The sequence below is a fragment of the Mesorhizobium sp. P2_D6 genome (assembly GCF_056404315.1).
On the sequence record NZ_JBFUEG010000004.1, the window covers coordinates 88557 to 112263 of the forward strand.

Annotated in this window: 19 protein-coding genes and 1 pseudogene; 9 read left to right on the top strand and 11 right to left on the bottom strand. The window is 63.9% G+C overall.

The genetic code is table 11. The features are described 5' to 3' along the window. Window positions 1-4 precede the first annotated feature (4 nt). The 7 genes from AC1D1L_RS10085 to AC1D1L_RS10115 form a co-directional block, all read right to left on the bottom strand. The gene (locus AC1D1L_RS10085) at window positions 5-427 is read right to left on the bottom strand and encodes a DOPA 4,5-dioxygenase family protein (RefSeq protein WP_352589946.1); all 423 of its coding nucleotides are present in this window, start codon (window positions 425-427) and stop codon (window positions 5-7) included. A 150-nt stretch (window positions 428-577) separates the two neighbouring features. Further along, complete coding sequence (locus AC1D1L_RS10090) at window positions 578-736, bottom strand: DUF3309 family protein (RefSeq protein ID WP_477340920.1); 159 nt, start codon at window positions 734-736, stop codon at window positions 578-580. Between the two features lie 97 nt (window positions 737-833). Beyond that, window positions 834-4004, bottom strand: coding sequence for an efflux RND transporter permease subunit (locus AC1D1L_RS10095; protein ID WP_477340922.1), 3171 nt, complete (start codon window positions 4002-4004; stop codon window positions 834-836). Window positions 4005-4078: 74 nt separating this feature from the next. Beyond that, on the bottom strand, window positions 4079-5263 hold the full coding sequence (locus AC1D1L_RS10100) for an efflux RND transporter periplasmic adaptor subunit (protein ID WP_477340923.1): 1185 nt from the start codon (window positions 5261-5263) through the stop codon (window positions 4079-4081). 201 nt (window positions 5264-5464) lie between these two features. Then, window positions 5465-6064 (bottom strand): hypothetical protein, encoded by a 600-nt coding sequence (locus tag AC1D1L_RS10105; protein WP_477340925.1) that lies wholly within the window; start codon window positions 6062-6064, stop codon window positions 5465-5467. Then, window positions 6061-8334 (bottom strand): xanthine dehydrogenase family protein molybdopterin-binding subunit, encoded by a 2274-nt coding sequence (locus AC1D1L_RS10110; protein ID WP_477340927.1) that lies wholly within the window; start codon window positions 8332-8334, stop codon window positions 6061-6063. The genes AC1D1L_RS10105 and AC1D1L_RS10110 overlap by 4 nt, the downstream gene beginning before the upstream one ends. 2 nt (window positions 8335-8336) lie before the next feature. Beyond that, window positions 8337-8798 carry a (2Fe-2S)-binding protein gene (locus tag AC1D1L_RS10115; RefSeq protein ID WP_477340929.1) on the bottom strand — a complete coding sequence of 154 codons (462 nt, stop codon included), beginning with the start codon at window positions 8796-8798 and terminating at the stop codon, window positions 8337-8339. Between the two features lie 118 nt (window positions 8799-8916). Here AC1D1L_RS10115 and AC1D1L_RS10120 point away from each other — a divergent pair, with 118 nt between their 5' ends. Further along, complete coding sequence (locus tag AC1D1L_RS10120; RefSeq protein ID WP_477340931.1) at window positions 8917-9513, top strand: TetR/AcrR family transcriptional regulator; 597 nt, start codon at window positions 8917-8919, stop codon at window positions 9511-9513. Here the strand turns inward: AC1D1L_RS10120 and AC1D1L_RS10125 are convergent. Further along, on the bottom strand, window positions 9504-10634 hold the full coding sequence (locus AC1D1L_RS10125) for a patatin-like phospholipase family protein (protein WP_477340933.1): 1131 nt from the start codon (window positions 10632-10634) through the stop codon (window positions 9504-9506). The genes AC1D1L_RS10120 and AC1D1L_RS10125 overlap by 10 nt on opposite strands. A gap of 217 nt (window positions 10635-10851) precedes the next feature. After that, window positions 10852-11940, bottom strand: coding sequence for a citrate synthase/methylcitrate synthase (locus AC1D1L_RS10130; protein WP_477340934.1), 1089 nt, complete (start codon window positions 11938-11940; stop codon window positions 10852-10854). A 92-nt stretch (window positions 11941-12032) separates the two neighbouring features. Here AC1D1L_RS10130 and AC1D1L_RS10135 point away from each other — a divergent pair, with 92 nt between their 5' ends. Next, window positions 12033-13172 carry a citrate synthase gene (locus AC1D1L_RS10135; RefSeq protein WP_477340936.1) on the top strand — a complete coding sequence of 380 codons (1140 nt, stop codon included), beginning with the start codon at window positions 12033-12035 and terminating at the stop codon, window positions 13170-13172. Between the two features lie 59 nt (window positions 13173-13231). On the opposite strand, the gene ftrA is transcribed toward AC1D1L_RS10135, so the two are convergent. After that, complete coding sequence (ftrA, locus tag AC1D1L_RS10140; RefSeq protein WP_477340938.1) at window positions 13232-14230, bottom strand: transcriptional regulator FtrA; 999 nt, start codon at window positions 14228-14230, stop codon at window positions 13232-13234. Window positions 14231-14318: 88 nt separating this feature from the next. On the opposite strand from ftrA, the gene AC1D1L_RS10145 reads away from it, so the two are divergent. Further along, the gene (locus tag AC1D1L_RS10145; protein ID WP_477340940.1) at window positions 14319-14738 is read left to right on the top strand and encodes a rhodanese-like domain-containing protein; all 420 of its coding nucleotides are present in this window, start codon (window positions 14319-14321) and stop codon (window positions 14736-14738) included. 238 nt (window positions 14739-14976) lie between these two features. Beyond that, window positions 14977-15264 (top strand): annotated as a pseudogene (locus AC1D1L_RS10150) (GNAT family N-acetyltransferase); the annotation flags it as partial. Between the two features lie 162 nt (window positions 15265-15426). On the opposite strand, the gene phaR reads toward AC1D1L_RS10150, so the two are convergent. Then, the gene (gene phaR, locus AC1D1L_RS10155; protein WP_477340942.1) at window positions 15427-16041 is read right to left on the bottom strand and encodes a polyhydroxyalkanoate synthesis repressor PhaR; all 615 of its coding nucleotides are present in this window, start codon (window positions 16039-16041) and stop codon (window positions 15427-15429) included. A 299-nt stretch (window positions 16042-16340) separates the two neighbouring features. On the opposite strand from phaR, the gene AC1D1L_RS10160 reads away from it, so the two are divergent. From AC1D1L_RS10160 to fdxA, 5 genes are all read left to right on the top strand, one after another. Next, window positions 16341-17525 carry an acetyl-CoA C-acetyltransferase gene (locus tag AC1D1L_RS10160; protein WP_477340944.1) on the top strand — a complete coding sequence of 395 codons (1185 nt, stop codon included), beginning with the start codon at window positions 16341-16343 and terminating at the stop codon, window positions 17523-17525. Between the two features lie 126 nt (window positions 17526-17651). Then, a complete protein-coding gene (phbB, locus tag AC1D1L_RS10165) occupies window positions 17652-18377 on the top strand; it encodes an acetoacetyl-CoA reductase (RefSeq protein WP_203280765.1) in 726 nt (241 codons plus the stop codon). A 708-nt stretch (window positions 18378-19085) separates the two neighbouring features. Further along, window positions 19086-22523 (top strand): helicase-related protein, encoded by a 3438-nt coding sequence (locus tag AC1D1L_RS10170; protein ID WP_477340946.1) that lies wholly within the window; start codon window positions 19086-19088, stop codon window positions 22521-22523. Between the two features lie 15 nt (window positions 22524-22538). Beyond that, window positions 22539-22925, top strand: coding sequence for an RNA-binding S4 domain-containing protein (locus AC1D1L_RS10175; protein ID WP_477340948.1), 387 nt, complete (start codon window positions 22539-22541; stop codon window positions 22923-22925). Window positions 22926-23074: 149 nt separating this feature from the next. Next, window positions 23075-23413, top strand: a complete 339-nt coding sequence (gene fdxA, locus AC1D1L_RS10180; protein WP_027031582.1) for a ferredoxin FdxA — start codon at window positions 23075-23077, stop codon at window positions 23411-23413. The last annotated feature ends 294 nt before the right edge of the window (window positions 23414-23707 follow it).

Below are 23707 nucleotides of genomic sequence, written 5' to 3' on the forward strand. Positions count from 1 at the left end.
CCCCCTAAGCCCCCAGCGTCGGCTCGGTATTCACCTCCAGCGCCTCTTCGGCCTCATCCTCCTCGCCCAGCACCTCGCCATGGACCCCCAGCGGGCGGCCGATCCAGATGGGGTCGACCAGGTGGTCGCGCTTGGGGTTTGTCGTGTTTGGATGGATGAGGATGCTGAGACCACCGTGGTTCAGCATCAGCCATGGAACCAGCGTAGCGAAAATCTCGGTGGCGAAGGAGACCTGGTACATGGCCTGCTCGTGCGGGCCGACCGGCTCGTCGCGCCAATTTCCCAGCCGCACGCGGAAACGTTCGCCGATGCGCAGGCGCAGCCATTCGGCATGCTGCCGCTCGGCCGGCCCGTCATAGTAGATATGGGCGTGATAGCTGGCGATCTCGGCGAGAGGCCTTGGCGGGCTGGCGGCGTCTGCGTTCACCTCGATGGCTCCCTCGATGATTGTCCTGCGGACAGCGTATACACAAGGCAGCAACCCAGCCAAGGGGGCGTAGCGCGTGCTTGTCGTCTGCAGCGAACCATGCTGCCTCCAGCTTAGCTCATAGAGACCCGCTACCGCGATTGCCTCCAATCAAATCCTGCCCATCAGCACCAGGATCAGCAGCACCACTAGGACGATGCCGGCGACGCCCGAGGGGCCATAACCCCAGGAGCGCGAGTGCGGCCAGGCCGGCACGGCGCCGATCAGGATCAGGATCAAAACAATGATGAGGATGGTGCTGACGGTCATTAAGAATCCCTCGCCGCGAAATGCGGATATGATGGGACAATGCAAAAGACCGCCCGGTTGTTCCGGACGGCCTTTTGTCTGACTGACCGAAGCCGGCCTATTCGGCGGCTTTCGGGAAGGCGATTGCCGGCTCGTCGAGCGGGCCCGGTTTCGGACTCGAGGGGGCATCGGGTTTCTTGTTGCGGCCGGATATCCTGCGGAAGAACGCATGGAAGCGGCTGTTCTTGCTGCGAGTGAAGATCATCAGCATGGATGGCGTCACCACCAGCGTCAGCAAAGTAGCGAAGGACAGGCCGAAGACGATCGCCGAGGACAGCGATATCCACCATTGCGTCGACGGCGCGTTGATCGTCGTCTCGTGGTGGAAGATTTCGAGCCCAAGGCCGAAGGCGATCGGCAGCACGCCGAGAATGGCCGACACCGCCGTCAGCACGACCGGGCGGGCGCGCTCGCGGCAGGTCTGCAGCACCGCCTCCATCTTGTCCCAGCCTTCCTCACGCAGCCGGTCATAGGTGTCGATCAAGACGATGTTGTTGTTCACCACCACACCGGCCAGCGCGATGACGCCGATGCCTGACATGACGATGCCGAATGCCTCGCCGGTCAGGAGCAGCCCCAGGAACACGCCGATCGTCGCCATGACCACGCAGGAGAGCACCAGAAGCACGCTGGTGAACTTGTTGAACTGCATCAAGAGCACCAGGAAGATCAGGAAGATCGCCGCGCCAAAGGCCTTGCCGAGGAAGGCGCTGGCTTCGGCGCTGTCCTCGTTCGAGCCGGCGAGCTTCCAGCGTATGCCGCTGTCGAGCTTCATGTCGGTGACCGCCTTGGCCACCTCTGCCTGCACCGCCGCAACCTGCGTGCCGGCGGCGACGTTGGCCTGCACCACCACGGTGCGGGCGCCGTCGATGCGGTTGAGGATGCCGACCGTCGGCTCCGGCTTGCGAACGACGAAGTTCGAGATCGGCACCGAGCCTTGCGAGGTCTGCACCCTGAGCTCGTCGAGCGTCGACAGCGTGCGCCGATCTTCGGGCAGGCGCAGCCTGATGTCGACGGCGTCGTCGGCGCCGGCCGGCCGGTATTCCGACAGCTTCAAGCCGTTGGTCACCAACTGCACCACGGTGCCGACCGAGGTCGGGCTGATGCCATACTGCGCCGCCTTGGCGCGGTCGACCTCGAGCGCCCAGTCGACGCCGGGCGGCGGCAGACCGTCGGAAATGTCGATGACGCCGGGCACCTTGGCGATGCGCGCCGCAACGGCGCGGGCCTGGTCGTCGAGCCCCTTGGGATCGATGGCCGAAAGCCGGAGCTGGATCGCCTTGCCGGTGGGCGGACCGGCTTCCGGAACCCGCACCTCGACATCAACGCCGGGAATGCCGGCCATGACGGCGCGCAACTCGTCCAGGATCTGGTTCGCCGATTTGCGCTCGCGCCAGTCGATGAACTCATACTGGATGACGCCGACGACATCTTCCGGAACATCCTGGCCGCCGCCTTGCGTCTTGCCGACGCGGGTGTAGACCGATTTCACGCCGGGCCAGCCGAGCAGCCGGTTTTCGGCGATCTTGGTTGCCGTATCCATTTCGGTCAACGAAAGATTGCCGCGGGCATGCACATAGAGCAGGCCGTAATCAGGCTCGACGCTGGGGAAGAACTCGACGCCGGCGCCATATTTCGAATAGGCGAAGCCGACGCCGGTCAAAAGCACGGCGGTGAGCACCAGCACGGTGATGGGGAAGCGCACCGCCTGCTTGACCAGCGCCATGTACCAGCCGTCGCGATTGTCGCCCTCGTGATGTTCGGGCGCCTTGGCGAAGATCGCGCCAAGCGTCGGCGCGAACACCAGCGCGTAGAGCATCGAGGCCGACAGCGTCACGATCAGCGTGATCGGCATGTATTTCATGAAGTCGCCGATGATGCCGGGCCAGAACAGCAGCGGCGAAAACGCCGCGATGCGCGTCATCGTCGCGGCGATGACCGGACCGGCCATGCGCTTGGCGGCGAGCGCGAAGGCTTCGGCCTTCGGCATGCCTTCGCCCATGCGCCGTTCGGCGAATTCGGTGACGATGATGGCGTCGTCGACCAGCATGCCGACCGCCAGGATGAGGCTGAACAGCACGATCATGTTGATCGTGTAGCCCATCATCGCAAGCAGCAGGATGCCGATCAGGAAGGATGACGGAATGGCAAGGCCGATCAGCAACGAGGCGCGGCCCGACAACGCATAGAGGATGACGATGAACACCAGGATGACGGCGATCATCACATGGTTCTGCAGGTCGCCCAGCAACTGGTTGACGAAGACCGACTTGTCCTGCGTGTAAGTGATATTCATGCCTTCCGGCATGGTCTTGACGTAGGCGTCGGACACTTCCCGCACCCTGGCCAGCGTGTCGATCAGATTGGCGCCGATGCGCTTCTTGACTTCGATGGCGATGGCCGGCTTGCCGTTGAGGCGGGTGATCGTCTCGGCATCGGCGAAGGTCGAACGCACCGTGGCGATGTCCTTGGCCTGGACAACGGCATTGGGTCCGGCGACCACCGGCAGCGACGCGACATCCTCGGGCGTCTCGATCAGCGACGGCACCTTGACCGCGTATTTGCCTTCCGAGCCCTCGATGTTGCCGGCCGCGACCAGGCTGTTGGAGGCGCCGACCGCGCCGATCAGCTGGTCGAGTTGCAGGCCATAGGACGACAGCTTCATCGGATCGATGACGACTTCGACGAGGTCGTCGCGCGAACCTTGCAGAGAGCCTTCGAGAACGCCCGGCACTTCCTCGATGCGGTCGCGCAATTCGCGCGCGGCGGCCGTCAGCACGCGCTCGGGCAATTCGCCCGACAACGTCACCACCAGCACCGGGAATTCGGAAATGTTGACCTCGGTGACGACAGGCTCTTCGGCGGCCTGCGGCAGGTCGGCCTTGCCGTCTTGCACCTTGGAGCGCGTGTCCTGCAGCGCGGTTGCCAGATTGGTCTGCGGCTGGAACTCGACCAGCACATAGCCGCCGCCCTGGAAGGCGGCCGAACGCATTTCCTTGAGGCCCTTCAGGCTCTTCAGCTTGCTTTCCATCGGCCGCAGCAGAAGGCGCTCGGAATCCTCCGGCGAAATGCCCTGATAGATCAGGCTGACATACATCATCGGAATCGGAACGTCGGGTTCCGCTTCCTTCGGCGTCGACTCATAGGCGACCCAGCCCGCCAGCAGCAGGAACACCAGGACCGAAATGGTCAGCCGGGCATTGTTGATCGCGAGTTTGACGATATCCATGGCTAACGCCTGTTCTCAAGATTTCAGGAGCCGCGTTTGCAGCCGGTTGTCCCCTCCCGGGGCAAATCCCGGCGCTACTGCGTTGTCGCTTCGCCCAACAGTTTCTGGATGGTCGCCTGGTCGGCCTCGACCGGCTTGACGACGTCGCCTTCCTTGACCAGCTCCTGGCCGGCGACGATGACGCGGGCATCGGCGGGAATGCCGCCAAGCACGAGGCCTCCAGGTGAATCGTCGACCAGGTCGATCGGGAAGAACACCACCTTGTTATCCTTGTCGACGGCGCGGATGCCGAGGTCGCCCTTGTCGCCGAGCGTCACCACCGAGCGCGGCAGCATGACGGCGTCGGTCGGCTGCGCGCGGAGTGAAATCTCGGCCGTCATGCCGGCCGGCACCGCGCCGTCGGCATTGGGAACGGCAATCTCGATGCGGAAGGTGCGGGTTGCCGACGAAGCGTCGCGGCTGATGTAGCGCACGGTGCCTTCAACGGTCTGGCCACGGACCAGCCGGACAGTGGCCTTGTCGCCGAGCTTGAGGTAGCCAAGGTCGCGTTCGCTGATTTCGCCGCGCGCAATCACCGGATCGAGCTTGAGGATGGTCGCCACCTCGCCGCCCTCCATGATGGAGCTGCCAAGTTCCACCGGCACCCGGTCGATGACGCCGTCGAAAGGCGCCCTCACCTCATTGCGCTCGAGTAGGGCCTGTGCCGTTTCCAGCAGCGACTGCGCGGAGGTCAGGTTCGAGCGCGCGGTGTCAAGCTGCAGCTTCGGCAAATTGCCTGACTTCATCAGTCGCAGAGCTGCGTCCAACTCGGCCTGGCGCTGCACGACCAATTGCTTGGCGTTGTCGACCATCGAGATCTTTTCCTCGGCGGCAAGCATCAGCACCAGATCGCCGGTCTTGACGTGCTGGCCCTGCTTGACTGGCAACTTGTCGATGACACCGGCAACGCGCGTCCCCAGCACCGCCCGCTTGTCAGCCTCGGTCAGTCCGGAAATGCGGATGGCGCGGGAATAGGTCTTGCGCGGCGGCGTCACCACCGCGACGGTGCGCAGCGGTGCCTTGGGCTCGGCCTCTGCGGCCTTGGCCTTGGCTGCATCCGGCGCCTTGGCCTGCTTGCCTGGCTTCGCCTGATCGCCTCTCTTGGCCGCGCCTTCGACGGCGGCGCTGCCGACGGACGAGAACGCGCCTGTGCCCATCCAGGCGGCGAAACCGATCAGCACAACAATAGCGGCAAGCTTGTGAAACCTGATTTTCGGCATCATTGTTTTTCCACTGCGGGGTTCGGCCAAATCGTTTTCTAACAGAGGGCCGTCTTGTAGGAGCTTCCGCGTCTTTCAACTCGGGCGCGTCGCCGATATGGGTGCGCGCTGGGCCGTGTTCAATTTGCCGTGAACGGCGACCCGCGCTTCTACATCAAAGTTGCAGCGCAATATAGTCACAAAAGTTGCGCGATCATTGCGTCAGGGACACGGCGCGCCTGCCGCCATCCAGTTCTCGATTGCTTGATAGGTCGCTTCGGCCGAGCCGGGCGCCGGCTCACGATCGGCACCTGGCGCCCAGCCCCAGGCGACCAGTTTGTCGTCGCGCACATGCAGCGCAACATCCTCCAGGCTGCGGTCGCCATTGCGATTGCGATCCTTGATCTGGGCGCAGATTTCCGCCGAGGATTTGCCAAACCAGACCATCTCGGCAGGCGCCAGATGCCAGTTCTCGGCACCGGGCGGTCCGTGCAATGCACTGGAATTGCTGGCGAAATGACATGTGGTGCAGCGCAGGCCCGGATTGCCGAAGCCGGAGCCGTCGGCGCCACGCTGGACGTTGAAGGCATGAACGCGCGTGCCGCCATAATGAGCGCCGGACCAGCGCGGCCGGTCGTCGGCGACATGACAGTCGGCGCAGCGCGGATGCGAGAACACGGCGTAGATCTTGTCCCATTCGGGCAAGCCTTTGGCGGTGTCGACCGCCATCGGCGCCGGTGTCTGGCTTTCTTGTGCGGTTGCAACGAGCGCCGCTGACAACAGGGTGGCAACAGACGTCAGGATGATGAGGAGCTTTTTCATGCGAAGGCCACCGCCTTCGACAGCGGCAGCGTCCGGATGCGTTTGCCGGTAAGCGCGAAAATGGCGTTGGCCAGTGCAGGCGCCGCCGGCGGTGTGCCGATCTCGCCGACGCCGCCCATCTTGTGGAAATTCTCCAATATCGCGACTTCGAAGGCCGGGCACTGAAAAATGCGCATGGCATCGAAGTCGTGAAAATTCGACTGTTCGACCATGCCGTCGGCGAAGGTGATTTCCTGACCCATGGCCGCCGACAGCCCGTAAATGGCGGCCGAGATAAGCTGCGCCTCGATGATGCCTGGGTCGAGCGCGGTACCGACATCGGCGGCGATCCACATCTTCTCGATGCGGATGCCGGCGGGCGTGTCGGCGACCTGGACGATCTCGCCGACCCAACTGCCGAAGGACAGCGAGAACGCCATGCCTTTGGCCTTGCCGGGCGGCAGCGCCTCATCCCACTTCGCCATCGCGGCGACTTTCTCGACCACCGCCACCGCCGCCGGATAGGCGGCCATCAGTGTTTTGCGCAACGCGACCGGATCGGTCTTTCCGGCCACCGCGATTTCGTCCAGAAATCCTTCGTGGAAGAAGCAGTTGATCGAACTGCCGACCGAGCGCCACGAGCCGACAGGGATGGTGACCGGGGCGGCAATGGCGCTCACCCGGTAATTCGGGATGGTGTAGGGCTGGTCGTAGGCGCCATCGACGATGGTCTTGTCTGGCCCGATCGGCGATATCGAAGGGAACAGCCGGCGCAAGGTGCCAGCGATCACCGATGGCGAGGCGATCGTCATGTCGACGGCGACCGGCAGGCCGTCATCGCCGAGCCGCGCCCGGAACTTGCCGACAGTCGCCGGCCGATAGGCGTCGTGGCGCATGTCCTCTTCGCGCGTCCACGTCACCTTGACCGGCCGTCCCTCGGCCGCTTTCGCCATCAGCGCCGCGCACAATGCATAGTCCATCTCGACTCGGCGGCCGAAGCCGCCGCCCATGAAGGTGGTGTGAACCGTCACCTTGTCCTGCTCGATGCCGAGGATATTGGCGCAGAGCTGGCGCACCAAGGTTGGCGCCTGGTTGCCGCACCAGATGTCGAGCACGCCGTCTTTCAGCCGCGCCGTCGCATTCATCGGCTCCATCGTTGCATGCGCCAGATAGGGCACGGCATAGTCGGCCTCGATGATTTTTTCGGGCGGTGCGCCGGCAAAGGCCTTGGCGACATCACCATTGTCGCGCATCGCCGAGCCCTCGGCGCCAAGCGCCTGCTTCAGCACCCCGGCAATCGCTGCGCTGTCCGGCGGATATTCGGCATCGGCCCATTTGACGTCGATTGCGTCGGCCGCCTTGAACGCTGCCCAGGTATTTTCAGCGATGATGCCGAAGCCATGGCCATAGTTGGTTTCGAGCGGCACGATCTTGATCACGCCGGGCATCTTTTCGGCCTTGGCGAGGTCAGCGCTGACCGGCTTCGACCAAAAGCGCGGGCTCATCTTCACCGTGCCGTAGACCATGTCCGGCAGGCTGACGTCGATGCCGAAGATCGGCGCGCCGGTGACCTTGGCAAGCATGTCGATCCGCTTTTGCGGCTTGCCCAGCAGTTTCCAATCGGCTTTGTCCTTGAGCCGGACTTCGGCCGGTGGCGCCATCGCGGCAGCACTGACGGCCACTTCGCCATAGGTCAACGACTTGCCTGAGGCATTGTGCAGGATTGAACGGTTGGCCGTTTCCAGATCGGCAGCAGCGACGCCAAGCTTCTGCGCCGCCGCCGCGATCAGCATCTGCCGCGCGGCAGCGCCCGCCTGCCGCATCTTGTTGAAACCATCGCGCGTCGAGGCCGAGCCGCCGGTGCCTTGCAAAGCGAGGAATTTGCCGACCACGCCGAGACCAGAACGCACCGCCTCCGCGGTCATGCTCTCGTCGAAGAAAGCGAACGGGCCGCCCTCTTCCAGGATCGCCGCATTGTAATAGGCGTAGGAGGCCGGGCCGTGTTCGACCTTGACCTGGTCGAGACCGACATCGAGCTCTTCGGCGACCATGACGGCAAGCGTCGTCGAGATGCCTTGTCCCATCTCGGCGCGCGGCGCGACGATGGTGATCGTGTTGTCGGCGCCGATTTTCACATAGGGATTGAAAGTCGCCTCGCCAGCGGCGAGATCGCCCTGCAGCGGGTTCGGATAGGGCTTGCGGTAGTAGTAATAGCCGACGGCGACACCTCCGGCGATGGCGGCCGCGCCGATGAGAAAGCTGCGCCGCGCGATCTTTCCGACACTGGCCATGATCAGAGCCTCGCCGTCTTGAGGACGGCCGCCTTTTTGATGGCGGCGCGAATCTTCGGATAGGTGCCGCAGCGGCAGAGATTGCCGCCCATGGCATTGTCGATGTCGGCGTCGGTCGGATCGGCGACTTCGTCGAGCAACGCCACCGCGCTGATGATCTGGCCGGCCTGGCAATAGCCGCATTGCGCGACCTGCTCCTCCAGCCAGGCCTGCTGCACCGGATGCAGCTTGCCGGGCGTGCCGATGCCCTCGATGGTGGTGATGGCGCCTGTCGCCTGGCCGACCGGCAGTGAGCAGGAACGCACCGGCTGGCCGTCGACATGCACCGTGCAGGCGCCACAGGCGGCGATGCCGCAGCCGAATTTCGGCCCGGTCTTGCCGATGAGATCGCGCAGCGCCCACAGCAGCGGCATTTCGGGATCGGCATCGATGTCGAACGATTGGCCGTCGACTGTGAGGCGCATGGGGATACCCTTCGTTGTCGTCCATAGCCGGACGAAATGGTCGACTGCCATCTCGCCCTTACAAGTTGACAAATTTCGTAATTTTGTCAATAGAGGTTCCGCAGATAGTGTCGCAGCCGTGAATCAGATCGAAGACATCACCACCACAGACCCCAGGCGCGTCCGCATCCTGGACGGCGCCTTGAAGGTGTTCCTGGCCTATGGTTTTTCGCGCACCACCATGGACGACATTGCGCGTGCCGCCGACATGTCGCGGCCCGCGCTCTATCTGTTGTTCAAGAACAAGACCGACATTTTTCGCGCCATAGCGATGATGATTTTGTCGCGCTCGGTCGAGGCGGCAAAAATGGCGCTGGCCCGCGATGGCACCTTCGCCGAGCGGGCGACGCAAGCGATCGACGAAGCGCTGATCTCGATGATGCGCACCGTCATTGCCTCGCCGCACGGCGCCGAACTGCTTGACATGAAGTCGAGCCTTGCCGATCTCGTCGGCTGCTGGCGCGACGGCCTTGGCGCGCATATCGGCACGGCGATCGAGAACGAGGCCAGGCGCAACGGCACCGACCTGGCGACCAAGGGCCTGTCGGCGCGGCTGCTCTCCGACATGCTGCTTGACGGGCTGGAAGGCATGAAGGCGCGCATCAGCGACCCGGACGAACAGCGCACGGCCGTGGCCGCGCTGGTCAAGGTGATCGACCTCGCCCTTCAGGCCTGACGGCGCTCTGCCTCGGGCTTCTTGCGCGCGGCGAGGAATTCCTTGACCCGCCGACCCGGCGCCGGCCCGCGCACCGGCTTGAAGCCGTCGTCGAGCTCGCCGGAAAGATCGAGCGTCGGGCGCTTGCCGACAGCGTCGTAGTTCTCTTCCAGCCAGTCGCTCGCCGCTATGCGGCCAAGATCGCGCAGATAGGTCAGGAAGGCCCATTCGGCATTGACCTTCGACGACGCCGACAGATCCTTGAACGCCTCGTCGGCATCGATGCGATGCATGCGGATGTCGCGGTATTCGCCACGCGGCAGGCGGCCGGCGGCGATCAGTTCCTTGACGAAGGCAATCGAGCGGAATTCACGCAAAAGCCCGGCATTGAAGGTGATCTCGTCGATGCGATTCTGGATTTCGTTGGCGCTCTTAGGCGTCCCTTCGCGCACCACCGGATTGATCTGCACGAGAAGCACGTCCTCGGTCGCCGCCGTCTTGAAGAACGGATAAAGCGCCGGATTGCCGCCATAGCCGCCATCCCAATAGGGCACGCCCTTGATCTCGACGGCCTGGAACAGTTGCGGCAGGCAGGCCGAGGCCATCACCGTGTCGAGGTCGATCTCGCCGTCCGAGAAGACCCGCAGCTGTCCGGTCTCGACATTGGTCGCCGAAATGAACAGTTCCATCGACTTGCAGGCGTGGACATTGGCAAAATCGATCTCCTGTTCGACCACGTCGCGCAGCGGGTTGAGCCCGAGCGGATTGGCGACATAGGGCGAAAACACCCGCGACATGGTGTCGAAGAAGAAATAGCCGGGCGTGTTTTCGATCGACCAGTTGCCCCAGGCGACGTCCCACGGCATGCGCTGCACCGGGCTGAAGCGGCCTTTCGCCGCCACCGCGCGCCAGAAATCGTCGAGCTTTTGCCGCGCACCGTCGACGCCGCCGCGCACGAAGCCGTCGGCCAACGCCACCGCATTCATGGCGCCGGCGCTGGTGCCTGACACCGCGGCGATCTCCAGCCTGCCATCCTCCAGCAGCCTGTCGAGCACGCCCCAGGAAAAAGCCCCGTGCGAGCCGCCGCCCTGCAGCGCAATGTTGATCTTTTTCGTTTCCTCCGCCTTGCCGTTTTTCGTCATGGCGTTCCTGTATCGGTTTGGTAGCTGCTGCCTTATCCCGCCCGTGAATCGGGCGGGTTCAACCGCAGCGGACTTATGTTGCAGTGCAGCATATAAGTGATGACCGAGGCAAGAACACGAACACGGTCGCGTGATCACATGAAATTTTGGTCATAAAAGAAAAGCCTCTCCGCCGTGAGGCGGAGAGGCCATGTTCTTCCGAAATAGGCCTGGAGCCTCAGGCAACAAGCTTCGGCACCGGCCCGACATAGCGCGACTGCGGCCGGATCAGCCGGCCCGTGGTCTGCTGTTCGCGCGCATGCGCGATCCAGCCGGCGACGCGCCCGGCGGCAAAGACATTGCTGAACGCCTCTGGCGGAAAGCCCGCCGCCTCCAGCACCAGCGCGGTGTAGAACTCGACATTGGTCTGCAGCGAGCGCTGCGGCTTGGCGATGCGAAGCACCTCGAGCGCGGTCTGCTCGACCTTTTCGGCAAAGGCCAGCCGGCGGCCGGTATCGCCTTCACCGCCAAGTTGCCGCACCACCGCTTTCAGCACATCGGCGCGCGGATCGCGCACGCGGTAGATGCGATGGCCGAAGCCCATAATGCGCTCGCCATGCTGAACTTCGTCGCGCAGCCAGGTGGCGGCATCGCCATGCACCTGGATGGCATCCAGCATCTCGATCACCGGGCCGGGGGCGCCGCCATGCAGCGGCCCCTTGAGCGCGCCTAGCCCGGCCAAAATAGAAGATGTCAGCCCGGCCTGCGTCGAAGCGACGACGCGGGTAGCAAAAGTCGAGGCATTGAGGCCGTGGTCGCAGACGGTCACCAGATAAGTGTCGAGCGCTTTTGCCAAAGCCGGCGACGGGACCGCCCCCTTGAGCATTCGCAACATGTCGGCTGCATGATCGGCCTTGGCGTCCGGTGCGATCGGCTGCTCGCCGCGCTTGAAGCGCAGCAGGGCCGGCGTCAGCACCGTGGGCGCCGCGATCACCCGCAGGGCGTCCGCCAGCGTCTCGCCGTCCGGCAGCAGCGCCATGCCGGCGCGCATGGCGCTGTAGACGTCAAGCGGCGCCAGAAGCGGCAGCGAAGGTTTGAGCCGCTCGAACACCTCGACGCGAGCTTCGCCCAGTCTTGCCGCCAGTTCCGCATCGCTGGGCAGATCGTCGAAGAAACCGTCTAGCAGCAGGCGAACCACCTGCGCGTAGCGCCAGCGGCCGGCCAATTCCGGCAAGGCATGGCCCCTTATCGTCAGATGGCCGCCGAGGCCATCGACATCGGAGAGCACCGTCTCCGCGGCCACCACATCATCGAGCCCGTTTGCCATGTCTCATCTCCTTGCAGCTTTGCTCGCCGAAATATAAAGGTTGACCACGCGCTCATCAATCTTGATCAATATAATCAATATCAGGGGTCAAAATGTCCGAATGGCTGTCGCGGGAAGATGCGCTGGAAAGGCTCAAGGTCCGGCCGCAGACGCTCTACGCCTATGTCAGCCGTGGCCGCATCGGCATGCGGCCCGATGAGACCGACCCGCGCCGCAGCCAGTATCGCCTTGACGACATCGCCGCACTTGCCACCCGGCGGGCGCGCGGCCGCAGTCCCTCGGCCATCGCCGAGAGCGCGATCGCCTGGGGCGAGCCGTCGATCGCAACGGCGATTTCGACCGTTGTGCACGGTCGCCTCATCTACCGGGGGCAGGATGCCGTCGCGCTGTCCAAATCCGCCACGCTGGAGGAAACCGCCGCTCTGCTCTGGGCCCTGCCCGAACCGGTGGCTTTCAAAACACCATCGTCTGAGGCGCCTCATCCAGCCGGTCGCGCTTCGGCTTTTGCGCAGCTTGCCATGCTTGCCAGCCAGGGGCGGCCGTCGCTTGGACGCAGCGCCGCCTCGCTGTGTACCGAGGCCGCGCACACAATAGGGGCGCTGGCGCAATCGCTAGCAGCCGCGGGCGGCACGGCACCTGTCCATCGGCGTCTTGCGCAGGGCTGGTCGGTGGATGAAGCCGGCGCGGAGGCGATCCGCTGCGCCCTTGTCCTGCTTGCCGATCATGAACTCAACGCATCGACCTTCACTGCCCGCGTCGCGGCCTCGACCGGGGCCTCGCCCACCGCATGCCTGCTGGCGGGCCTGGCGACGCTAACCGGCCCGCGCCACGGCGGCGCCGGCGAAGCGGTGATGCAGCTGGCGGAGGATGCGGCTCGGCACGGCGCCGAGGCGGCGATCCGGCGCTGGCTCGGCCACGACCGGCCCTTGCCGGCATTCGGCCATCCGCTCTATCCCGACGGCGATCCACGTGCCACCGCACTTTTGGCAGTCATCCCCGTCGACGAGACGCTGCAACAGTTGGAAAAGGCCGCTATCGCCGCGACCGGCACGCACCCGAACATCGACTTTGCCCTGGCCGCGCTGACGCGCAGTTTTGGCCTGCCGCGCGATGCGCCATTCCAGCTGTTTGCGCTTGGGCGCAGCGTCGGCTGGGCCGCGCATACGGTCGAGCAGGTGACGAGCGGCAGCATCATCAGGCCGCGTGGCCGCTATGAAGGGTCTTTGACCTGAGCAATTCCAGGAAAAGTGTGAAGCGGTTTCCGTCCGGAATTGCGTAAAATAGAACCCCCTCAGCCCGACCTGGAAGTGCTCCCGAACCGCGCACGGTACGCGACGGGCGTCGTGGCGAACTGCTGACGAAAATGATGCCGCAACGTGCCTGCCGCGCCGAAGCCGGCGGTCTCGGCAATCCGCTCGATCGGCATGGCGGTGTCTTCCAGCAGCGTGCGCGCCCGCGAAAGCCGTTCCGAGAGCAGCCAGCGCGCCGGCGTAACGCCGGTTGCGGCCGCGAACCGGCGCAGAAATGTCCGCTCGCTCATCCCGGCTAGTTCGGCCAGGACGGCGACGGGATAGTTGGCCGAAATATTGGCGCGCATTCTGTCGATCAAAGGCCCGAGCCGGCTGCGCTCGTGCGGCTCGGGAACGGAACTCTCGACATACTGCGCCTGGCCGCCGTCACGGTGCGGCGGCACCACCAGACGACGCGCCACCATGTTTGCCGCTTTGGTGCCGAAGTCGCGCCGCACCAGATGCAGGCAAAGGTCGATGCCCGCGGCACTCCCGGCCGATGTCAGGACATTTCCCTCATCGATGTACAAAACATCTGGAACCACGGTGATGTCTGGGTACATCTCCGTCAGCTTATCGCTATAGCGCCAATGCGTTGTCGCCCTTTTGCCGGCAAGCAGGCCCGCGGCGGCAAGCACGAACACGCCCGAGCAGATCGAAAGAATGCGGGCGCCGCGCTCGTTCGCCTTGCGAAGCGCCTCGATCAGCGCCGGCGGCACCGGCGCCTCCGATCCGCGCCAGCCAGGCACGATCACCGTGTCGGCCTGGCCGATCAGATCAGCCCCGCCATCGGCAACGATGCGCACACCGCCCAGCGCGCGCATTTCGCCGGCATCGATCCCGGCAACGGCAAAACGGTACCAATCCGTTCCCATTTCCGGCCTGGGCAAGGCGAAGATCTCAACCGCCACGCCAAACTCGAACGTGCACAGACCGTCATAGGCAATGGCAACGACGAGAGGGTTCGCAGGGCGCGGATTGGCGGAAGGCATATTTGGCATGATCTTGACGATATATGGCAAAGCTGCCAGCTGCAATCGCTGTACCTGGTGCTTTATCTCTCCGTCGCATCAGCAATGGAGATCATCGATGAGCTGCGTGACAGACATTCCGGCGGCATCGCCGGAAATCACCCGGGACCATTTCCTGCGCCGGCTTTCCGTCGAGACCGACTGTTCCGACGTCGCCGCGGCGCTGCGCAGCGGCGATCAAGATTTTGTCCTTTTGCATGTGGTCGGTTCGCCGGAAGCCTATGAACGCCGGCACGTGCCGGGCGCGCTGCGTCTGCCACACCGCGAAATATCGGCCGAACGGATGGCAGAGTGGCCGGTAGAGACGCTGTTCGTCGTCTATTGCGCGGGACCGCATTGCAATGGCGCGGATCGGGCCGCCTTCAAGCTGGCCGGCCTCGGTCGTCCCGTGAAGATCATGATCGGCGGCATAACCGGTTGGCAGGACGAGGAACTCCCCTTCACTTCCGGCAAGGAGCCAGGCGTCTTGCACGCCTGAGCCTTGGTTCAGCACTAGAGCGGTTCATCGTTTCACGGAAACGCCGAACCACTCTATCTCTTTGTTTGAGCATGATCTTTTCCTAAAACCGGATTCCACTTTTCGGGATCATGCTCTAGGCTGGCGCGGGAGCGTGTAAGCGATATGGTCGACCTTGCAGACAAGCGAAAGCAGGCAGATGGCGGCGATTATGGTCCGTCCGTTCGGACGGCAGGATGTTGGCGCGGTGCTCGCGCTTATGCGGGCGCTGGCCATCTTCGAGGGCTATGACGACAAGTTCCGCCTCACCGAAGCGGACCTTGTCGAACACGGGCTGGGGCCATCGCCCCGGTTCGGCGTGCTCGTGGCAGAGCGAGAGAACGTGATCGTCGGCATCGCCGTCCACTACATCATCCCGTGGACCTACGACCTGAAGCCGGTTGTCTGGCTTAAGGAACTCTACGTCGCCGAGGAAGCGCGCGGCATGGCGGTCGGCCATGCGCTTGTTGAACAGCTTCGCCAATACGCCGCCGGCATTGGCGCGTCCGCCATCAAATGGACGGTGCTGAAATCCAACATGCCGGCGAAGGCCTTCTACCGCTCACTCAGCGGGCAGCCCGACGAGATCTGGGAATCGTGGCAGCGAAAATCGACCCGTGAAGGCAAGACCGCCTCAACCAATCGAGGCGGTCGACCCTGCGGGGATCGCTTACGACATCGTGTCGAGCTTGCGCTGCATGGCGGCGATCTGTTCCTTCAACTCCTGAAGGTCGTCGCCGCTCTTTTCCAGCACTTCCTTGCGGGCCGGCTCGGGCGCAGCCGCGGCAGTGCCATTCGAGGCGGCTGGCGGGAACGGCGTGAACAGGCGCATGGCGTTCTGGAACATTTCCATGTTGCGCCGCGTCTGCTCTTCCAGCGCCTTGATCGGCGTGGCGATCTTCATCACATCCAGCGGCGACTTGCCGATCGCGCCCTTCATCTGCTCGCGAAAGCGCTCCTGCTCCTTGGAGAAGGCGATCATCGACTGTTCGAGGAAGCTCGGCACGATCATCTGCATCTGGTCGCCGTAGAACGCGATGAGCTGGCGCAGGAACGGGATCGGTAGCATGTTCTGCCCGTCCTTGTTCTCCAGCTCGAAGATGATCTGGGTCAGCACCGGATGAGTGATGTCGTCGCCGGTCTTGGCGTCCTGCACCGTGAACTCCTCGCCCTTCTTGACCATTTCGGCCAGGTCCTCGAGCGTCACATAGGTGCTGGTGCCGGTGTTGTAGAGACGGCGGTTGGCATATTTCTTGATAATGATTGGGTCGTCTTTCGCGGCCATCAGCATCCTCCCGGGACACCGGCGTGCCTGAGTAAGCCGCCGGTAACGATTGCGCCATTTTTAAGGATATCCGCAAAAGCTCCATAATTCCAAGCGGTTTGTGCAGTGCGGCATCATTTAATGCTGCATGGCAGGCTAAATATGCTGCGCAGCAAAGGCCCGGCGACCGCGCTGGCCGCTCGTGCCCCGCTTGCGGCGCGTGGCCGGCATGCCCATTTCCGGTTTGACTTGGGGTGTGGAACGGGCAAGAAAAGTCCCAACAACACTAGAGAATACGACCTCGAAGTCTGGAGAGAAACATGTCCGCTGCCAATTCAATCGTTGTCGCCAGCGCCGCGCGCACCGCTGTCGGCTCCTTCAACGGCGCCTTCGCCGCCACCCCGGCGCATGAGCTTGGCGCCGTCGTCATCAAGGAGCTTTTGTCGCGCGCCGGCGTCGAGCCGAGCGAAGTCGACGAGGTCATTCTCGGCCAGGTGCTGACGGCAGCCCAAGGCCAGAACCCAGCCCGCCAGGCGTCGATCAATGCCGGCCTGCCCAAGGAGACCACCGCCTGGGGCCTCAACCAGGTTTGCGGCTCCGGCCTGCGCGCCATCGCGCTCGGCATGCAGCAGATCGCCACCGGCGACGCCACGGTAATCATCGCCGGCGGCCAGGAATCGATGTCGCTGTCGCCGCACGCCGAGCATCTGCGCGCCGGCGTCAAGATGGGCGACTATAAGATGATCGACACCATGATCAAGGACGGCCTGTGGGACGCCTTCAATGGCTACCACATGGGCAACACCGCCGAGAACGTCGCCCGCCAGTTCCAGATCACCCGTGACGATCAGGACCAGTTCGCGCTGGCCTCGCAGAACAAGGCCGAGGCCGCACAGAAGGCCGGCAAATTCAAGGACGAGATCGTCGCCGTCACCATCAAGGGCAGGAAGGGCGACACCATTGTCGACCAGGACGAATACATCCGCCACGGCGCCACCATCGACGCCATGACCAAGCTGAAGCCGGCCTTCGACAAGGACGGCACGGTGACCGCCGCCAACGCGTCCGGCATCAATGACGGCGCTGCCGGCGCGCTGCTGATGACCGAGGCCGAAGCCACAAGGCGCGGCATCACCCCGCTGGTGCGCATCGCGTCATGGGCGACCGCCGGCGTCGATCCGGCGATCATGGGCACCGGACCTATTCCCGCTTCGAAGCGAGCGCTGGAGAAGGCCGGCTGGTCGGTCAAGGACCTCGACCTTGTCGAGGCCAATGAAGCCTTCGCCGCACAGGCCTGTGCCGTCAACAAGGGCATGGGCTGGGATACGTCGATCGTCAACGTCAATGGTGGCGCCATCGCCATCGGCCATCCGATCGGCGCCTCCGGCGCGCGCGTCTTCAACACGCTGGTTTTCGAGATGCGCCGCCGCGGCGCTAAGAAGGGCCTCGCCACGCTCTGCATCGGCGGCGGCATGGGCGTCGCCTTGTGCGTGGAAGCGCTGTGAAAAGAGTGAATGGTGAATAGGCAATGGTGAATGGTCGAAGGCGGCACATCGCTCGCCATTCACCATTCACTATTGACCATTCACCAAATTGACCATTCACCAAAAACTTTAGGGAGGAGGAACTTCATGACCAAAGTAGCGCTCGTCACCGGTGGATCGCGAGGCATCGGCGCCGCCATTTCGATCGGCCTTAAGAATGCGGGTTACACGGTTGCTGCCAACTATGCCGGCAATGACGAGGCTGCGGGGAAGTTCAGCGGGGAAACAGGCATCAAGACCTACAAATGGTCGGTCGCCGACTACGATGCCTGCGCCGCCGGGATCAAACAGGTCGAGGCCGATCTCGGCCCGGTCTCGGTGCTGGTCAACAATGCCGGCATCACCCGCGACGCCATGTTCCACAAACTAACGCGCGAGCAGTGGAAAGAAGTCATCGACACCAACCTCTCCGGCGTCTTCAACATGACGCATCCGCTGTGGGGCGGCATGCGCGACCGCAAGTTCGGCCGCGTCATCACCATCTCCTCGATCAACGGCCAGAAGGGCCAGGCCGGCCAGGTCAACTATTCCGCCGCCAAGGCCGGCGACATCGGCTTCTCCAAGGCGCTTGCCCAGGAAGGCGCTCGCGCGGGCATCACCGTCAACGTCATCTGCCCCGGCTACATCGCCACCGAGATGGTCAAAGCGATCGACGAGAAGGTGCTCAACGAGCGCATCCTGCCGCAGATCCCGGTCGGCCGCCTCGGCGAACCGGAAGAGATCGCGCGCTGCGTCGTCTTCCTCGCCTCCGAGGACGCCGGCTTCATCACCGGCTCGACCATCACCGCCAATGGCGGCCAGTACTTCGCCTGAGCGACAGCATTTCGCCTGAGAGAAAAAACGGGCCGGCTCGCGCCCGTTTTTTCGTCGTCGACAGGCAACGCTCTCAGGCTTCCATGTCGGCACTGCCCCGTTCCGGCACGCAAAGATTAACGGCGCCGGCTCAGGCTGTGCGAAACTCGCTTCACAAGCTGTGAATTCTCGGTGGGCAAGCTGTGGATAACACAACATATTGGGGTGAACAAATCGGGAAAACCCGCCCATCGCTGATTCGTCTCCGATTCGTTCCGGCTTTGACCGAAACGTTAGTGGCGAAGGCCGAAAAGCTCTGCCAAATGGTTAAAGCTGGGTTAAGAAAAGACAATAATTTCATAACCTTGGCCAATGACCGCTGAGCAGTGGCCATTCTTCGCTGGCGAAGGTTAATGGCAAGGCCCGCCCTGCATGAATCGGGCCAGTTCAATGGATTCAGCATGTGGTGAGACTCCCGGTCGCAAAATCCACATGTAGCCGTGAACAAAAGCTGAATCTGCTGGAGTCACTGATTCGTAGCCGATTCGTTCCAGACTCGTTCCAACTGTTAATCGGGAGCGAATCCGGACCTCGAACGAGACTCGCGAACTGACGGCCGGAACATTCCGCTTTCGCTTCGCGCCCGAAATCCCTATGTGTCGCGTGTCATACGCGCCATGCGAGGCGCGCTCCCGACAACACGATGCAGAAAGCCTCATTTCCGGGCCGATGAACATCCAGCCGAAACACACCCAGCCGCTGATCCTGTCGGGCCGCGACGTGACCGCCGTGCTGGGTCCGACCAACACCGGCAAGACCCATCTCGCCATCGAGCGCATGGTCGCGCATGAGAGTGGCATCATCGGCCTGCCGCAGCGGCTGCTGGCGCGAGAAGTCTACGCCCGCGTCTGTGAAAAGGTCGGCGCCCACAAGGTGGCGCTGATCACCGGCGAGGAAAAAATCCAGCCGCCCGGCGCGAAATATTCGGTCTGCACCGTCGAGGCCATGCCGCGCGAGACCGACGCCGCCTTCGTCGCCATCGACGAGGTGCAACTTGCCGGCGACCTCGAACGCGGCCACATCTTCACCGATCGCATCCTGCATCTGCGCGGCCGCCAGGAAACGCTGCTGCTTGGTGCCGCCACCATGCATGGCATTCTGCAGCGCCTGCTGAAGGGCGTTTCGGTGGTGACGCGGCCGCGGCTGTCGCACCTCGCCTATGCCGGCTCGAAGAAATTGACCCGCCTGCCGCGTCGCACCGCCATCGTCGCCTTCTCCGCCGACGAGGTCTACGCCATCGGCGAACTGATCCGCCGCCAGCAGGGCGGCGCTGCCGTCGTGCTCGGCGCCCTCAGCCCACGCACCCGCAACGCCCAGGTGGCAATGTTCCAGGCGGGCGACGTCGATTATCTCGTTGCCACCGACGCCATCGGCATGGGTCTCAACCTCGATCTCGACCATGTCGCCTTTGCCCAGAACCGCAAATTCGACGGCTACCAGTACCGCAATCTGACGGCGGCTGAGCTCGGCCAGATTGCCGGCCGCGCCGGCCGACATTTGCGTGACGGCACATTCGGCGTCACCGGCCAGGTCGATCCGCTGGACGAGGAACTGGTCAAGCGCATCGAGGGTCATGAGTTCGACCCGGTGAAGGTGCTGCAATGGCGCACCGCGCATTTCGATTTCGCCAGCCTCGACGCACTGAAGCGTTCGATCGAGACCAACGCCCCGGTCGAAGGGTTGACGCGGGCGCTGCCGGCGGTCGATGCGCAGGCGCTCGAGCATCTCTCCCGCGACGAGGACATCCGCGCGCTCGCCACCAACGCCAAGCGCGTGGCGCTGCTGTGGGAAGCCTGCGCGCTCCCCGACTACCGCAAGATCGCGCCGGCCCAGCACTCCGACCTCATCGCCTCGATCTACACGGACCTCGCCAAACACGGCCATGTAGACGAGAACTACATGGCCGAGCAGGTGCGCCGGGCTGACACAACCGAAGGCGATATCGATACGCTGTCGCACCGCATTGCCCAGATCCGCACCTGGACATTCGTGTCCAACCGGCCCGGCTGGCTGGCCGATCAGGCACACTGGCAGGAAAAGACGCGCGAAATCGAAGACAGATTGTCGGATGCGCTGCATGAGCGGTTGACGAAACGGTTTGTAGACCGCAGGACTTCCGTCCTCATGCGGCGCCTTAGAGAAAATACAATGCCTGAAGCCGAAATCAGTCCTACCGGAACCGTCCTTGTCGAAGGCCATCATGTCGGCGAGTTGCAAGGGTTCCGCTTCACCGCCGACCAGAGCGCCGGCGGCGAAGACGCCAAGGCCGTGCGCACGGCAGCGCAAAAGGCGCTTGCCGCTGAGTTCGAGGCGCGCGCCGAACGCTTCGGCGCCTGCGCCAATGGCGACCTGGCGCTCGGCTCCGACGGCACGCTGCGCTGGATCGGCGCGCCGATCGGCACGCTGGTTGCCGGCGAGGACGCGCTGAAGCCGCGCCTGGTGCTTTTGGCCGACGAGCAGCTGACCGGCCCCGCCCGCGACAAGGTTGCTGCGCGCGCCGAGCGTTTCGTCAATTTCCAGATCGAGTCGCTGCTGAAGCCGCTGGTCGACTTGAAGAATGCCGAGCAGATCACCGGCATCGGCCGTGGCATCGCCTTCCAGCTCGTCGAGCATTTCGGCCTCATCAACCGCCGCGACATCGCCGAAGAGATGAAGTCGCTCGACCAGGAGGGACGCGCTGCCCTGCGCCGGCTCGGTGTGCGTTTTGGCGCCTACCACGTCTTCGTGCCGGCGCTGATCAAGCCCGCACCCGCCGGCCTGATTACGCTTTTGTGGGCGCTGAAGAATGACGGCAAGGACAAGCCCGGCTTCGGCGACGTGGTGCACGCGCTGGCCTCCGGCCGCACCTCGGTGGTCATCGACCCGGCTTTCGACAAGACCTTCTACAAGCTCGCCGGCTACCGCAATCTCGGCCGCCGCGCTGTGCGCATCGACATTCTGGAACGGCTGGCCGACCTGATCCGCCCCGCGACCAACTGGAAGCCCGGCCTTGGCCAGCGCCCGGATGGCGCCTATGACGGCCAGTCCTTCATGGTGACGCCGCCGATGATGTCGATCCTCGGCGCCACCGCCGACGACATGGAAGAGATCCTGAAGGGTCTCGGCTACCGCGCCGAGCCGAAGCCGCCTGCAGAGGTGAAGGCGCGGCTCGAAGCGCAGGACAATGCGGCGCGGGAAGCGGCTGCGGCAAAGCTGGCGGAAGCGGCTGCGGCGGAAGCCGCCGCAGCGGATGCTGTCACCGAAGCACCGGCCGAGGGTGCGGAGCCGGATGCGGCTGTTGAAGCTACCGCCGCAGAAGTTACGTCAGAGGATACCGCAGAGTCCGTCGCCCAACCGGCAGCGGAGGCTGGTTCTGAAGAGCAAATCGAAGCTCCCGCGGAAATCGCGGAAGAAGTCCCGCCCGTTACAGAAGCTTTCGCCGACGTCACTGTCACCGAAGGCGCCGACGCCCTTACCTCCCCCTCGATGGGGGGAGTCGCGGTGCGAAGCGACGCGGGTGGGGGTGACGGCGCTGACGAAGCAGGTCGTGCTGACGCCGCCGACGCTGAAGATGCAACTGACGACGCCGGCGCTGCCCCCACCCCGGCGCTTCGCGCCGACCCTCCCCACGAGGGGGAGGGTGGAACTGGCGAAGCCGCGCCAGAGGCTGAAGAACCAAAACCAGTCCTGTTGTGGCGGCAGGGCCGTTTCGAGCAGCGCCCGCGTCATCGCCACGAAAACCGCAGGGACAATCGCCCGCGCAACGGCCAGGCTGCCCGCACCGGTGCGCCTGCCGATGCCGCGGGACAGCCGGCACAGGGCGAGCGTCCAGCCCATCAGGGCCGGCGCGACCAGCGCGACGGTGCCGCCAAGCCGCGCTTCGACCGCTCGAAGTTCAAGCCCACGCCGCAGGCCGAAGGCGAACAACGCCGCGACGGCAAGCCGCAAGGCGAGCGTCCGCGCGAAGGCCGCCCCGACTGGAAAGGCGGCAGGCCGGAAGGCAAAGGCGGTCCGCAAGGCGGCAAGCCGGCCTTTCAGGCCAAGCCGCGCGAGGAACGGCCGGTGCGCTTCGATCCGGACTCACCCTTCGCCAAGCTCGCCGCCTTGCGCGACCAGCTGAAGAAGTAGGCACGGCACGGTTCGATGGTTGCTGAGGGTCGCCAGCGCATCGACAAATGGCTGTTCTTCTCGCGTGCGGTGAAATCGCGCTCGCTGGCCGCCAAGCTGGTGGTCGCCGGGCGCGTCCGCGTTAACAGCGACAAAGCAGCGCAGGCGTCGGATCTGGTCAAGCCCGGCGATGTTTTGACCATCACGCACGAGCGCCGCATCTTCGTCTGGAAGGTGCTTGGCACCGGGACGCGGCGCGGCCCGGCCGAGGAAGCCCGCACGCTCTACGAGGACATGTCACCGCCGCCGGCGCCGAAAGGCGAGGCTGTTGCCGATGCCATTCCCGCGCTGCGCGAGGCAGGCAGCGGCCGTCCGACCAAGAAAGAGCGCAGGCAAACTGACCGTCTGTTCGGTGAAGACTGAAGCTTTGTCGGTGTTTGCCATGCCGGTGATCTGCAATCCCATTTCGGAAGCGCCGGTCGCGCCAGGCACAGCCGCCCTTGCAAGCGGCAGGCAAAGGGGTTACCTCACCAAAAAAGCCTAACAAAAACGGGACGTCCCGGAGCCGACCAATGACCTATGTCGTGACCGACAACTGCATTAAATGCAAGTACATGGACTGCATCGAGGTCTGTCCGGTCGACTGCTTCTATGAAGGCGAGAACATGCTCGTCATACATCCCGACGAGTGCATCGATTGCGGCGTCTGTGAACCGGAATGCCCGGCCGATGCAATCAAGCCCGACACCGAGCCGGGTCTCGACAAATGGCTGCAGGTCAACACCGAATACGCCGAGAAGTGGCCCAACATCACCGCCAAGAAGGAGCCTCCGGCAGACGCCAAGACCTTCGACGGCGAGGCCGGCAAGTTCGAGAAATATTTCTCCGCTGAGCCAGGCGAAGGCGACTGATGCTACGGCCGACTTGGCCGTCATAACGCAGCGTAACGCGCATCATACATCAACGGCCCTGACAGGCGGTGATGTCGCTCGACCTTCGCGTTTGCAGCAAAACCTTGATTCTTCCTACTTTTTGTGCTACATCTGCTGAAACATGCCGGTGACACAACGTCGATTTATGGCGCAAGCGCCCCAAATCACTGAAAGGTGAAATCCCCAATCGGACCAGAGCGATCTGGGCCAGGCAGTCGCTATGCGGTTTGCCGGTCCCGGCTTTTTCCGATGGGTTCATCTGTTGTGCGGCTA

Bases quoted from the DNA above. Each gene is read 5' to 3' on its own strand.
- AC1D1L_RS10130 (WP_477340934.1), bottom strand. From the start codon at position 11,940: ATGGCAAACGGGCTCGATGATGTGGTGGCCGCGGAGACGGTGCTCTCC.
- AC1D1L_RS10105 (WP_477340925.1), bottom strand. From the start codon at position 6,064: ATGAAAAAGCTCCTCATCATCCTGACGTCTGTTGCCACCCTGTTGTCA.
- AC1D1L_RS10095 (WP_477340922.1), bottom strand. From the start codon at position 4,004: ATGGATATCGTCAAACTCGCGATCAACAATGCCCGGCTGACCATTTCG.
- AC1D1L_RS10115 (WP_477340929.1), bottom strand. From the start codon at position 8,798: ATGCGCCTCACAGTCGACGGCCAATCGTTCGACATCGATGCCGATCCC.
- AC1D1L_RS10100 (WP_477340923.1), bottom strand. From the start codon at position 5,263: ATGCCGAAAATCAGGTTTCACAAGCTTGCCGCTATTGTTGTGCTGATC.
- phaR (WP_477340942.1), bottom strand. From the start codon at position 16,041: ATGGCCGCGAAAGACGACCCAATCATTATCAAGAAATATGCCAACCGC.
- AC1D1L_RS10125 (WP_477340933.1), bottom strand. From the start codon at position 10,634: ATGACGAAAAACGGCAAGGCGGAGGAAACGAAAAAGATCAACATTGCG.
- AC1D1L_RS10135 (WP_477340936.1), top strand. From the start codon at position 12,033: ATGTCCGAATGGCTGTCGCGGGAAGATGCGCTGGAAAGGCTCAAGGTC.
- AC1D1L_RS10090 (WP_477340920.1), bottom strand. From the start codon at position 736: ATGACCGTCAGCACCATCCTCATCATTGTTTTGATCCTGATCCTGATC.
- phbB (WP_203280765.1), top strand. From the start codon at position 17,652: ATGACCAAAGTAGCGCTCGTCACCGGTGGATCGCGAGGCATCGGCGCC.
- AC1D1L_RS10175 (WP_477340948.1), top strand. From the start codon at position 22,539: ATGGTTGCTGAGGGTCGCCAGCGCATCGACAAATGGCTGTTCTTCTCG.
- AC1D1L_RS10170 (WP_477340946.1), top strand. From the start codon at position 19,086: ATGAACATCCAGCCGAAACACACCCAGCCGCTGATCCTGTCGGGCCGC.
- ftrA (WP_477340938.1), bottom strand. From the start codon at position 14,230: ATGCCAAATATGCCTTCCGCCAATCCGCGCCCTGCGAACCCTCTCGTC.
- AC1D1L_RS10145 (WP_477340940.1), top strand. From the start codon at position 14,319: ATGAGCTGCGTGACAGACATTCCGGCGGCATCGCCGGAAATCACCCGG.
- fdxA (WP_027031582.1), top strand. From the start codon at position 23,075: ATGACCTATGTCGTGACCGACAACTGCATTAAATGCAAGTACATGGAC.
- AC1D1L_RS10160 (WP_477340944.1), top strand. From the start codon at position 16,341: ATGTCCGCTGCCAATTCAATCGTTGTCGCCAGCGCCGCGCGCACCGCT.
- AC1D1L_RS10110 (WP_477340927.1), bottom strand. From the start codon at position 8,334: ATGGCCAGTGTCGGAAAGATCGCGCGGCGCAGCTTTCTCATCGGCGCG.